Raw genomic sequence first — 12963 nt, forward strand, 5'->3', positions numbered from 1 at the left:
GCCGAAAGAGAGGACCCGATGTCCACCACCCTCTTCCTCGACCTGCTTGCCGCCGACATCGACGCGCATCCGGAGCGCCTGGTCCCCCTCGATCCCGCCCTTATACAGTATGCCCTGGCGCTGACTGCCGGGGTCGAGATCGATCTCGACGCCCCGCTGTCGGATGAAGATGAGTAAGGGCGGCGCACTCGCCGTCCTGACGATCTACACACACCAAAATGGGTTCATTCGCGCCCCCCCCTCCTCCGGCCCACCTGCGCCCCCGTCAGCGGCGGGCCAGGATCACCGTGCCGGCGGTGCCGAACATGCCGCCCACGCCCTGGACGACCGAAATGCGGGCGTCCCTGACCTGTGCCCCTTCGGGCGCCGTGCCGCGCATCTGGCGGACGGCTTCCTGAAGCGCGTACATGCCGTACATGCCGGAATGCATATAGTTGATGCCGCCGCCATTGGTGTTCATCGGCAGCCGGCCGCCGGGGGCGGTGTGGCCGTCGGCGATGAAGCCGGCCGCCTCGCCCGGTTTCACGAAGCCCAGCGCCTCCAGCCCATAGAGCGGCACATGGGCGAAGGCGTCGTAGATCATCAGATGGTCGACATCGGCGCGGTCGATGCCCGCGGCGGCGAAGGCCTGGTCTCCGGCCACGCGGAAGGCGCGAGAGCTGGTGTAGTCCTTCATCTCGGTGATCATCAGATGCTCGACGCTCTCGCCCGTGCCGATCACGTCGACGGGGCGGGTCGGGAAATCGGCCGCGCGGTCGGGGGCGGTCAGGACCAGGGCGCCGCCGCCATCGGTCACCAGGCAGCACATCAGGATGCGGAACGGCCAGGCGATCATGCGCGAGGCCAGCACCTCGTCGACCGTCACCGGATCGCGGCGGAAGGCGCGCGGGTGGAAACCGGCCCATTGCCGCTGCACCACCGTCACCCGGGCGAGATCTTCCTCGGTCACCCCGAAGGCCTTCATGTAGCGCAGCGCCGGCAGGGTGAACAGTGTCGCCGCCATGGTCGGGGTGTAGCCCAGTTCGAACTGGCCCATCAGCGAATGCGCGGGCACCGTCCAGGGCACATGGCCCACCCGCGACCGGCCGCTTTCGCCATGGGTGATCAGCACCGTGCGGCAGAGCCCGGCCCGGATCGCCGCCGCCGCATGGGCGACATGGGTCATGAAGGAACAGCCGCCGATATTGGTCGCATCCACCCATGTGGGCGTGATGCCCAGATACTGGGCCAGCATCGCCGGGTTCTCGCCCGCCGTGGCGATGCCGTCGATATCGCCAGGGGCAAGGCCGCAATCGGCCAGCGCATTCAGCGCCGCATCGGCATGCAGATCCAGTTCCGACATGTCGGGCAGCACGCCGAGCCGGGTGGTTTCGGCAGCCCCCACGATCGAGGCCAGGGGGTGGGTCAGGCTCATGCGCCGGCTCCGTCGCTCGTGGCCACCGGCCGGAATTTGGGCAGGGTGATCGTCTCGGAGACCGGCTCGAACACCACCTCCAGCGCCATGTCGAGCGGCAACGCCTCGGGCGTCTGAGGGCAATCCACGATATTGGTCATCATCAACGGCCCCTCATCCAGCCGCACCACCGCCACCGCATAGGGGCCATCGCCGCCCCTGGGCACCATGTGGTTGATCACATAGCTCCAGAGCGTCGCCCGGCCGCTGCATTTCAGCGCCGTCACCTCCCGGCCGCCGCAGGCCGGACAGAAGGGCCGGGGCGGAAAATGGCGGCCGCCGCAGGCGGTGCATTCCTGAACGTAAAGCTCTCCCCTGCGGGTCGCGTCCCAGAACCAGGCCGTCGACGGCGTCGGTTCGGGCAGGCTGCCTCTCAGCATCGGTTACCCTCGTCTGTGGTGTGTCATGCCCCAGGGCTCATGTGTCAGGGCTCATGCGCCGGGGCCGTCTTCGACGACGGCCGGGGCAGAAAGGAGTTTGACAAGCGGGGGCCAGATGATCAAATCTTTGATCAAAGATCGAGCATCAATCGCTCACCACCTCCTTCCCCCCCGCATGCCTGCCCGGCAGGTCGCCGTCCCCGGCGGCCTCTCACCGGGCGTCTTCCCCACCTGGCGGGCGCGGCCTTCCACTGCCGTCGAATGAATACGATGGCATGCGATCGATCGCGGCCGGACGGGCATGCCCCTGATGTCATTCCCCCGAGGACGAGGACCCTCCCCCATGGCAGACGCGCCCGAGACCGCGGCCGATGCGGCCGCAAAGCCCCGCAGCCGCGGCAAGAAGCTGATCATCAGCTGTGCGGTGACCGGCGCCGTGCACACGCCGACCATGTCGCCGCATCTGCCCTATACGCCCAACGACATCGCCACCCAGGCGGTGGATGCCGCGAAGGCCGGCGCCGCGATCCTGCATCTGCATGCGCGCGATCCCGAAGACGGCCGGCCGAGCCCGAAGCTTGCCCATTACGAGGGCTTCGTGCCGCGCATCCGCCAGCAATGCGATGCGGTGATCAACATCACCACCGGCGGCTCCACCGCCATGACCATGGAACAGCGGCTGGAAGGCCCGCTCGGCCTCTCGCCCGAGATCTGCTCGCTCAATATGGGCTCGATGAACTTCGTCTATTCCGATCTGGGGCAGCGCTATCAGAACTGGCGCTTCCCCTGGGAAAAGCCCTATGTCGAGGCGACGAAGGACGTCATCTTCCGCAACACCTTCGGCGATATCGAAACCATTCTGCGCGAGATGGGCGAACGCCGGGGGGCGCGCTTCGAATACGAGTGCTACGACGTCGGCCATCTCTATACGCTGGCGCATTTCCTGGACCGCAAGCTCGCGACCCCGCCGCTCTTCGTGCAGATGGTCTTCGGCATCCTGGGCGGCATCGGCGCCGACCCCGACAATCTGATGCACATGAAGACCATCGCCGACCGGCTGTTCGGCGACGCCTTCGAATGGTCGGTGCTGGCTGCCGGCCGCCATCAGATCAATTTCGCGACCATGGCGGCTGCCATGGGCGGCCATGTCCGCGTCGGGCTTGAGGACAGCCTCTATGCCGGCCCGGGCAAGATGGCCGAAAGCAATGCCGAGCAGGTCGCCAAGATCCGCCGGATCGTCGAGGAACTCGGCCGCCCGATCGCGAGCCCCGAAGAAGCGCGTGCCATGCTGGGCGTGCCGTCGAGGGCCGCCGCGGCCTGATTGCCGACACGCCGACCTTCCGCACCATCCCCCTCCCGTCCGGTGCCCTTGCGGGGAGCGCAAGAGCACCGGACGGCGAGCGGCAGACCACCCGTCTGAAGCCCCCGATACGACCCAGACCGAGACGGACAGACAAGAACCGCACGGGACCATCGACAGGAGGCAGGAATGCTGCACACACGGCCGAGGAGGCGCCTCTGCGCCCGCCTCATTGCCGCCGCCGCCTCGGCGGCGCTGACCCTGACGGCCATTGCCGGCGCCGCCCAGGCCCAGAGCCGGGAAGAGACGCTGCGCGTGGTGACCGGCGGCCAGGTGAACACCCTGGACGCCGGCATGCAGGGCATCACCCGCGACGGCTTCGGCCTGAACTGGAACATCTACGACCGGCTGGTCAGCTGGGACCGGAAGAAATTCGGCGACGGCTATATCTACGACTTCGACCATATGAAGGGGGAGCTGGCCGAGAGCTTCACGATCAGCGATGACGGCCTGACCGTCACCTTCAAGCTCCGCCCCGACGCCACCTTCCACGACGGATCGCCGGTGACCGCCGAGGACGTGAAGTGGTCGCTGGACCGCGCGGTGTCGCTGAAGGGCCCGGGCGCACAGATGGCGACCGGCTCGCTGAAATCGCCCGACCAGTTCAAGATCATCGACGCCCACACCATTCAGGTGACGCTGGACAAGCCCGACCGGCTGGCGGTGCCGAACCTGGCCGTGGTCTTCCCGGTCATCCTGAATTCGAAACTCGCCCGGGAACACGCCACCGCCGAGGATCCCTGGGCGACCGAGTGGCTGAAGGAAAACCAGGCCTCGGGCGGCGCCTACAAGGTCTCGACCTTCAAGGCCGGCCAGCAGGTGGTGCTGGAGCGGTTCGACGACTGGAAAAGCGGCCCGCTGCCCTATTTCAAGCGGATCATCGTCCAGACCGTGCCGGAAGCCTCGACCCGCGCCAGCCTGATCGAGCGCGGTGACGCCGATCTCTCGATCGATCTTCAGGCCAGCGACGTGCTGGCGCTGAAGGATCGCGGCGCCGTGAAGGTGGTGTCGATCCCCCAGGTCAACGCCTTCCAGATGATCGCCTTCAACACCCGGATGGCGCCGTTCGACAACGTCAAGGTCCGCCAGGCGATCGCCCATGCGCTGCCCTTCGACGACATGTTCACCGCCGCCCTCTACCGCCGCGGTGCGCCGCTCTGGGGGGCGACCTGGAAGGATCTGCCCGACACCGGCAAATTCCCGCAGCGCCTGCCCTATTCCACCAACCTCGACAAGGCCAAGGGCCTGCTGGCCGAGGCCGGCTTCCCCGACGGCTTCAAGACCACCTTCTCGTTCAATGTCGGCTCGGCCGCGACCAGCGAGCCGATCGCGGCGCTGATCAAGGAATCTCTCGGCAAGATCGGCATCGACGTCACCGTCGAGAAGGTGCCGGATGCGCAGATGGGCACCCTGATCTCGGAAAAGAAGCTGCCCTTCTTCACCGAAAGCGCCATCGCCTGGCTGCCCTCGGCCGACTATTTCTTCCGGGTGTTCTTCCAGGGCGAGACCCGGTGGAATTACGGCTCGTTCGTGAACCAGGAACTGGCCGAGCTGACCGCCAAGGCGCGCTACGAGCGCGACCCCGCGGCCTATGAAGCGGCCGCGAAGCGCATGGTCAAGATCGCCGCCGACGAGGTGCCGGTCGTGATGCTCTGGCAGCCCGCGCTCGATGCGGTGATGGCGAAGAACATCGACGGCTTCACCTACTGGTTCCACCGTCAGACCGACTATCGCAGCCTGACCCGGACCAAGTGACGCCGCCCCGCCCCGTGGCCCGGGCCATAGCCCGGGCCACGGGGCAGCCACCCGCCTCAGGGAAAGGACGACCCCCATGCGCTCGATCGCATACCGGTCCGCCCGACGGTTGGCCGCCGCCCTGCCGGTTCTGCTGGGCGTGCTGGTCTTCACCTTCGTGCTGATGCGGCTTCTGCCCGGCGATCCGGCCGTCTTCTTCGCCTCTGGTCCGAATTCCGGCGAGGCCGAAATCCAGGCGATGCGCGAGAAGCTGGGCCTCGACCGCTCGCTGCCCGAACAGCTGATCCTCTATCTGGGCGATGTCGCCACCGGCGATCTCGGCGCCTCGATGACCACCGGCCGGCCGGTGATGGACGATCTGGCCGAACGCCTGCCCGCCTCGCTCGAACTCACCGTGGTCGCCCTTGTGCTGGCGCTCGCGACCGCTTTGCCGCTCGGCATCCTGGCGGCGCTGATGCCCGGCTCGGTGCTGGACCATGTGGTCCGCGTGGTCTGCACCGCCGGTGTGGCGATGCCGACCTTCGTCTCGGGCCTGCTGCTGATCTTCGTCTTCTACTATCTGCTGGGCTGGGCGCCCGATCCCACCGGCCGGATCGACGTCTTCCTGATCGTGCCGCCGCCGGTGACCGGTTTCCTGCTGATCGACGCGCTGCTCGCCGGCGACCTGGAGGTCTTCCAGGCCGCCCTCGGCCAGCTGATGCTGCCGGCGATCACCATGGCCCTGTTCGTGCTGGCGCCCCTGGCCCGTATGACCCGCGCCTCGATGCTGGCGGCCCTCGGCGGCGATTTCGTCCGCACCGCCCGCTCGCTCGGCCTGCCGGGCTGGAAAGTGGTCAATGTCTATGCGCTCCGCAACGCCATTCTGCCGGTGCTGACAACCACCGGCATCATGTTCTCCACCATGCTCGGCGCCAATGTGCTGGTGGAGAAGGTCTTCTCATGGCCGGGCGTCGGTTCCTACACGCTGGATGCGCTGCTCGCCTCGGATTATGCCCCGGTGCAGGGCTTCGTTCTGCTGATGGCCGGCATCTTCGTGGTGGTCAATCTGATGGTCGATCTCGCCTACGGGATCGCCGATCCGCGGGTGGTGATCGAATGAGCACGGCAACGCTGAAACATGTGGGCTGGGTGCTGCGCGGCAATGCCGTCACCGCCGGCGCCGCCCTGGTCACCCTGCTGCTGGTGGTGATCGCGATTCTGGGGCCTGCGATCGCGCCGCATGATCCGCTCACCTCCAACGTCGCCAACGCCCTGACGCCCCCCTCGGCGGAGCACTGGTTCGGCACCGACCGCCTCGGCCGCGACATCTTCAGCCGCGTGCTGGTGGCGACCCGGCTCGATCTGGGCATCGCGGTCGCAGCCGTGATCCTGTCCTTCGCCATCGGCACCGCCATCGGCGGGGCGGCCGGCTATCTGGGCGGCCGCTTCGACAAGGTCACCGGCCGGGCGGTCGACGTGGTCATGGCCTTCCCGCTTTTCGTGCTGGCCATGGCGCTGGTCGCGGCCCTGGGCAACCGGGTCGAAAACGTGGTCTATGCGACCGCGATCATCAACCTGCCCTTCTACATCCGTTTCGCCCGGGCCGAGGTGAATGTCCGCCGCGATCTGGGCTGGGTGGAGGCCGCGCGCGCCTCGGGCAACGGCAAGGCGGCGGTGCTGTTCCGCTTCCTGCTGCCCAATGTGATGCCGGCGATGATGGTGCAGATCTCGCTCAATCTGGGCTGGTCGATCCTGAACGCCGCCGGCCTCTCTTTCATCGGCCTGGGCGTCCAGCCGCCGACCCCGGAATGGGGGATCATGGTCGCCGAAGGCGCCCGCTTCATCACCACCGGCTATTGGTGGACCGTGGCCTTCCCCGGCCTCGCCCTGGTCGCGACCGTGCTGTGCTTCAACCTGCTCGGCGATGGCCTGCGCGACATGCTCGACCCCAGGATGCGGACATGATGGTGGATCACGCAACGATGACCCGGACCCCTGGCCGCGATACCGGCACCGCAGAGCCGCTGCTCTCCATCCGGGATCTGAAGGTCGGCTTCTCCACCCGCCGCGGCCGGGGGGAGGCGATCCGCGGCATCTCCTTCGACATCGCCCCCGGCCAGGCGCTCGGCGTGGTGGGCGAAAGCGGATCAGGCAAATCGGTCACGGCCTATGCGATCACCGGCCTGCTCGACCGGGCGGGCCGGATCGATGGCGGCCGCATCCTCTATCGCGGGCGCGATCTCGCCACCGCCTCGCGCGCCACGATGAAGCGGCTGCGCGGCGGCGCGATCTCGATGATTTTCCAGAACCCGCGCGCGGCGCTCAACCCGATCCGCAAGGTGGGCGACCAGCTGGCCGATGTGCTGATGGCGCATGAAGGGCTGACCGGCCGGCGGGCGCGGGCCAAGGCGGTGGAACTGCTCGATCAGGTGCGGATCAACGATCCGGCGAAACGGCTGGAGGCCTATCCGCACGAGTTGTCGGGCGGCATGTGCCAGCGGGTGATGATCGCACTGGCATTGGCCTGCCACCCGGACCTTCTGATCGCCGACGAGCCGACCACCGGGCTCGACGTCACCACCCAGAAGACCGTTATGGATCTGGTGGCGACGCTGACCCGCGAGCGCGGCATGTCGATGATGCTGATCACCCATGATCTGGGCCTCGCCGCCGCCTATTGCGACCGGATCGCGGTGATGGAACGCGGCCTTCTGGTCGAGGCGGCCCCCGCGGCGGAGCTGTTCGCCCGGCCGCAGCACCCCTATACCCGCCGTCTGGTCGCCGCGACGCCACGGCGTGAGTCCACACTCGACGATCTGGTGGCGGCCGCCCCCGAAGCCGCAGCCCTCGCCGCCCGGCCGGATGCGAAACTGCACCGGGCACCGGCAACCGCCAGCCCCGCGACACCGCTTCTGGAACTGCGCGGCCTGATCAAGCGGTTCGGCGACGTGAACGCCGTCGACGACGTCGCCTTCCGCCTGAATGCCGGTCAGGCGCTGGGGCTGGTGGGCGAGAGCGGATCGGGCAAGACCACCATCTCGCGCATGGTCTGCCGGCTGGTCGATGCCACCGCGGGCGAGATCCTGTTCGATGGCGAGGACATCTCCCGGGTGCCGGCCGCGGTGTTTCACCGCCACCGCCTGCGGCGCGACATCCAGATCGTGTTTCAGGACCCGACCGAGAGCCTGAACCCGCGCTTCACCGCCTTCGACAGCATCGTCGACCCGCTGCGCCGACTGGGCGGCCCGCAGGGCGCCCGCAGCCTGAGAGCGCGGGCGGAGGATCTGGCCGACCGGGTCGGCCTGCCGCGCGAGCTGCTCGACCGCTTCCCCCATCAGCTGTCGGGCGGCCAGAAGGCGCGGGTCGGCATCGCCCGCGCGATCGCGGTTGAACCACGGCTGCTGATCCTGGACGAGCCGACAGCCGCACTCGACGTGTCGGTTCAGGCGGTGGTATTGGGTTTGCTGGATCGCCTTCGACGCGAAACCGGCTTGACCTATCTCTTCGTCAGCCACGATCTGAATGTGGTGCGGATGTTGTGTGAGACGGTGGTCGTGCTCCGGCGCGGCCAGGTGGTGGAAGCGGGCGCAAGTACCGCCGTCTTCGACCGCCCGGCCCACCCGTACACGGCCGAGCTGATCGCGGCGATCCCGCATTTCGAACCCGACGCGGCCTGAGGTCGCCGGCGGCCCGCGACGGGCCGACCGATCAGAAGACGTTGACGACCAGGGCCAAGGAGACGCACGTGACGCAAAATCTGCTGGATCTGGCAGGCATCGACCGGCCCATGAAGACGACCCTGCGCGACCAGATCTACACGCGGCTGCGCGCGGCGATCATGGCCGGACGCTTCCTGCCGGGCCAGCATCTGGGCATCATCGCGCTCGCCGAAGCCCTGAATGTCAGCGCCATGCCGGTGCGCGAGGCGCTGCGCCAGCTGGTCGCGGAAGGTGCGCTGGAAATGCTGCCCAACCGCATGGTCAAGGTGCCGGTCATGACCCATGAACGCTTCCGGCAGATCCTGGGCATCCGCCTGCTGCTGGAAGGCCATGCGACCGAACTGGCCACACCCCATTTCACCGATGCCCAGTGCGACCGGCTGCAGGAGCTGTCCGGCGGCATGGCGGCGGCGCTGGCGGAGAACGACGCCGAGACCTACTTCGCGCTCAACCAGGATTTTCACTTCACCATCTACAAGGCCTCGAACTCGGACGTGCTGATGCAGCACATCCGCATGCTGTGGCTGAAGATGGGGCCGTTCATCCGGCTGAGCTACAACCAGAGCGGCGTGAAGGCGACCGAGGTCAATCATGGCGAGGCAATCGCGGCGCTGCGCGCCCACGATCCGGTCGCCGCGGCCAACGCCATCCGCATGGACCTGATGGAGGCCGCCGAGGTCATCCAGGAGGTCAATCCCGCAGCCTTCACCGATGTCGAGCCTGAACCGGCGCTTGATCCTGTCGACGACGAATAGCCGGTTCGTCTGCCCCTCGCCGGGCGGGCGCTGCTGCGCCATCCGGCCCCGGTGCCCTCTGACGGGGCGCCGACTCCCCCTCCGGCCGGCACCGCTTGACAGGCGTCGGCATGCGCGTAAAGTTTGATCAAAGATCGAAGATATGAGGTGGCCTGATGTCCGGACGCCCCCATCGCTGGGTCAACCAGCATGCCCCGACCCAGATCCTGCCCAAGGCGCTGAAAGGCGAGGGCGTGTATCTCTACGATGCCGCCGGCCGTCGCTATATCGACGGTTCGGGCGGGCCGGCGCTGTTCTGCCTGGGCCATTCGCATCCCGAGGTTCTGGCAGCGATGCGCGGCCAGCTGGAGGCGCTGGAATTCGGCTACACCACCACCTTCACCACCGATGCGATCGACGCGCTGTCGGAGCTGCTGGTGGAACAGGCGGGCGGCAACCTGACCCGCGTCTCCTATGTCTCGGGCGGGTCGGAAGCCAACGAGACCGCGATGAAGCTGGCGTTGCAGGTTCAGCGCGCCCGCGGCTTCGCCAACCGCACGCGCTTCGTCGCTCGCAACCAGTCCTGGCACGGCTACACCATCGGCACGCTGTCGCTGTCGGGCCATCCCGCCCGCCGCGCGCCTTACGAAAAGGCGCTGCTCGACGTGATCCACGTCTCTGCCGCCAACGACTACCGGCCGATCGCCACCACTGGCACCGGCCCGGAAGCGCTGGCCGAGGCGCTGGCCGCCGAATTCGAACAGGCGCTGCTCGCCGCGGGGCCCGAGACCGTCGCCGCCTTCTTCTTCGAGCCGGTGGTGGGGGCCGCCGGTGGCGCCGTGCCCGCCCCTGCCGGCTATGCACGGCGGATGCGCGAGGTCTGCGACCGCTATGGCGTGCTGATGGTCTCGGACGAGGTGATGTGCGGCGTCGGCCGCTGCGAGGCCTGGCGGGCGCTGGCGGTGGACGGGGTCGAGCCCGACATCATGACCATCGCCAAGGGGCTGGGCGGCGGCTACATGCCGATCGGTGCCGCGATCTATTCCGAGCAGGTCTATCAGGACATCATCGCCGCCGACGGCCGTGTCGCCAGCGTCCACACCTATTCCGGCCACACGCTCGCCTGCGCCGCCTCGCTCGCCGTGCAGACCGTGATCCGCCGCGACGATCTGGTCGAGAAGTGCCGGGTGGACGGTCTCGCCCTCCACGACATGCTGACGGCGAGCTTCGGCCAGAACCCCTTCGTCGGCGACATCCGCGGCCGCGGCTTTTTCCGTGCCATTGAGCTGGTCGCCGATCGCGAGAGCAAAACCCCCTTCGCCCCCGAACTGGGCCTTGCCGCCCGGGTGGCCGAAACCGCTTTCGAGAACGGCCTGATCTGCTACCCCTCGCCCGGCACCGCCGACGGCATCCGTGGCGATCACGTGCTGCTGGCGCCGCCCTTCACCGCCAGCCGCGAGGAACTGGCCGAGATCGTGGACAAGCTTGCCCGGACCCTCGACACCGTCCTCGCCCAGGCCCGCGCCGCATGACTTCGGGAACGATCATGACCAACTCCGCAAACCCGCGCCGCTGGCGGGTCGGCATCGATATCGGTGGGACCTTCACCGATGTCGTCGCCATCGACACCGCCAGCGGCGAGCGCCGCCTGGCCAAGGTCCCGACCGTCCCCTCCGCCCCGTTGAGCGGCCTGGTCGCGGCGCTGGACGCCGTGGGCCTCGGCTGGGCGGACGTGTCGGAACTCGTCCACGGCACGACCATGGTCACCAACGCCCTGGTCGAGGGCAAGACCGCGCCCGTGGCACTCGTCACCACCCGCGGCTTCGAGGACGTGCTGGCGATCGCCCGGCAGAGCCGCCAGACCCTCTACGACCTCGCCACCCCGCCGCGGCTCGCCCCCGACGTGCCCCAGGATTGCTGCTTCGGCTTCGACGAGCGGGTCGATGCCCAGGGCCGGGTGGTGATCGAGCCCACCGATGCCGAGATCGAGCGCCTGGTCGCCAAAGTCCGGGCCAGCGGCGCCGGCGCCGTGGCGGTGGCCCTGCTCCATGCCTATGCCGAGCCCGCCCACGAGGCGAGGCTGGGCGCGAAGCTGCGCGAGGCCATACCCCATGTCTCGCTGTCGCACGAAGTCAGCCCCGAAGCGCGCGAATATGAACGCACGCTGACCACGGTGCTGAATGCGGGCGTCATGCCGCTCGCCTCCACCTATGTCGAGCGGCTGGCCGGCCATGTGCCGGCGGGCACCCATGTCCATCTCTTCCACTCCGCGGGCGGCATGACCTCTCTGGCCGCCGCGCGGGCACGGCCGCTCTCGCTCGCGATGTCGGGTCCCGCAGCGGGGGCGGCCGCTGCCGCGGGGGCCGCGGCCGAGGCCGGCATCTCCCATGCCCTCGCCTTCGACATGGGCGGCACCACCACCGACGTTTCGCTGATCGTCGACGGCGTGGTCGAGATCGCGAGCAACCGCCGGCTCGCCGGCCGGCCGGTGCGCCAGCCGATGGTCGCGATCGAATCGATCGGTGCCGGCGGCGGCTCGATCGTGCGCGCCGCCCATGGCGGGCTGACCATCGGCCCCGACAGCGCCGGTGCCGATCCGGGCCCCGCGGTCTATGCCCGCGGCGGTGCCCGGCCCACCATCACCGATGCCAATGCCATCCTGGGCTATCTGGATCCCGAGCGGATCCTGGGCGGCTCCATCCGGCTCGATCTCGACGCGGCGGCGAAGGTGCTGGCGCCGATCGGCGAGGCGCTGGGCCGCGACACCCACGGCACGGCCCTCGGCGTGGTCCAGGTCGCCAATGCGGTCATGGCCCGGGCGCTCCGCCGGGTGACGGTCGAACGCGGTGTCGACATCCGCGGCTGCACGCTGATCGCCTTCGGCGGCGCCGGCCCGATGCATGCCTGCGGCCTCGCCCGCGAGGTCGGCATCGACCATATTCTGGTCCCGGGTGTCTCGGGCGGGTTCTCGGCCTATGGCTGCATTTCGGCCGAGCCCTCTTTCACGCTTCAGCGCACCGTGCGCCTGAAGTGCCGCGACTGGTCGGAAGACCGTTTCGATGCCGCCCTCGCCGAACTTCGTGCCCAGGCGGCAGAGCCGCTGGTCGAGGCGGGGATCGACGCCGGGCTGATCACCGCCGCCGAAACCGCCCTGCTGCGCTATGTCGGCCAGTCCGATGCGGTCGAGGGGCCGGTCGCCGGCATGCGGGCGGCAGAGGACATCACCCGCGCCTTCCACGAAGCGCATGTCCGGCTCTATGGCTATGCCACCGACGAGCCCTGGGAGGTCGAATCGATCCGCGTGCGCGCCTCTGTGCCGGCAACCCGCATCGCCGCCGCCCCGGTGACCGCCGCCGGGGCCGGGGCAGACCTGCCGGTCAATTCCCGCAACACCTGCTGGTTCGACGGCACCGGCCCGGTCGACACGCCGCGCATCGATCGCGACCGCCTGCCCGTCGATCTGAAGGTCCAAGGCCCGGCGATCATCGAGGATGCGGTCTCGACCGTGGTGGTCGAACCCGGTGCCACCGCCTGGACCGACCGGTTCGGCCATCTGCACATCCGCCTTGCGACCGGGAGCTGA

11 protein-coding genes are annotated in these 12963 nt (G+C 68.6%); 9 read left to right on the plus strand and 2 right to left on the minus strand.

Going from position 1 to position 12963, the window contains the following annotated elements:
- Window positions 1-18 precede the first annotated feature (18 nt).
- Entirely contained in the window at window positions 19-177 is a 159-nt protein-coding gene (locus tag CMO28_RS04865; RefSeq protein WP_296710502.1) for a type II toxin-antitoxin system PrlF family antitoxin, read from the plus strand.
- Window positions 178-265: 88 nt separating this feature from the next.
- Here CMO28_RS04865 and CMO28_RS04870 read toward each other — a convergent pair whose 3' ends face one another.
- Together CMO28_RS04870 and CMO28_RS04875 are read right to left on the minus strand one after the other, a co-directional pair.
- The gene (locus CMO28_RS04870; protein ID WP_296710505.1) at window positions 266-1414 is read right to left on the minus strand and encodes a thiolase C-terminal domain-containing protein; all 1149 of its coding nucleotides are present in this window, start codon (window positions 1412-1414) and stop codon (window positions 266-268) included.
- Window positions 1411-1833, minus strand: coding sequence for a Zn-ribbon domain-containing OB-fold protein (locus tag CMO28_RS04875; RefSeq protein ID WP_296710509.1), 423 nt, complete (start codon window positions 1831-1833; stop codon window positions 1411-1413). The genes CMO28_RS04870 and CMO28_RS04875 overlap by 4 nt, the downstream gene beginning before the upstream one ends.
- Window positions 1834-2176: 343 nt before the next feature.
- Between CMO28_RS04875 and CMO28_RS04880 the strand changes: the two genes are divergently transcribed.
- The 8 genes from CMO28_RS04880 (at window position 2177) to CMO28_RS04915 (ending at window position 12963) form a co-directional block, all read left to right on the plus strand.
- On the plus strand, window positions 2177-3154 hold the full coding sequence (locus CMO28_RS04880; RefSeq protein WP_296710510.1) for a 3-keto-5-aminohexanoate cleavage protein: 978 nt from the start codon (window positions 2177-2179) through the stop codon (window positions 3152-3154).
- A 168-nt stretch (window positions 3155-3322) separates the two neighbouring features.
- Entirely contained in the window at window positions 3323-4948 is a 1626-nt protein-coding gene (locus tag CMO28_RS04885) for an ABC transporter substrate-binding protein (RefSeq protein WP_296710512.1), read from the plus strand.
- Window positions 4949-5024: 76 nt separating this feature from the next.
- A complete protein-coding gene (locus CMO28_RS04890; RefSeq protein WP_296710515.1) occupies window positions 5025-6047 on the plus strand; it encodes an ABC transporter permease in 1023 nt (340 codons plus the stop codon).
- Window positions 6044-6892 carry an ABC transporter permease gene (locus tag CMO28_RS04895; protein WP_062768049.1) on the plus strand — a complete coding sequence of 283 codons (849 nt, stop codon included), beginning with the start codon at window positions 6044-6046 and terminating at the stop codon, window positions 6890-6892. Before CMO28_RS04890 ends, CMO28_RS04895 begins: the two co-directional genes overlap by 4 nt.
- Before the next feature lie 17 nt (window positions 6893-6909).
- Window positions 6910-8604, plus strand: a complete 1695-nt coding sequence (locus tag CMO28_RS04900) for a dipeptide ABC transporter ATP-binding protein (protein ID WP_296710520.1) — start codon at window positions 6910-6912, stop codon at window positions 8602-8604.
- A 68-nt stretch (window positions 8605-8672) separates the two neighbouring features.
- A complete protein-coding gene (locus CMO28_RS04905; protein WP_296710524.1) occupies window positions 8673-9401 on the plus strand; it encodes a GntR family transcriptional regulator in 729 nt (242 codons plus the stop codon).
- A gap of 155 nt (window positions 9402-9556) precedes the next feature.
- Window positions 9557-10912: an aspartate aminotransferase family protein gene (locus CMO28_RS04910; protein WP_296710526.1), complete on the plus strand. Its 1356-nt coding sequence runs from the start codon at window positions 9557-9559 to the stop codon at window positions 10910-10912.
- Window positions 10913-10926: 14 nt separating this feature from the next.
- Window positions 10927-12963, plus strand: a complete 2037-nt coding sequence (locus tag CMO28_RS04915) for a hydantoinase/oxoprolinase family protein (protein WP_296710529.1) — start codon at window positions 10927-10929, stop codon at window positions 12961-12963.

The organism is Tistrella sp. (assembly GCF_002684955.1).
GTDB classification, from domain to species: Bacteria; Pseudomonadota; Alphaproteobacteria; order Tistrellales; family Tistrellaceae; genus Tistrella; species Tistrella mobilis.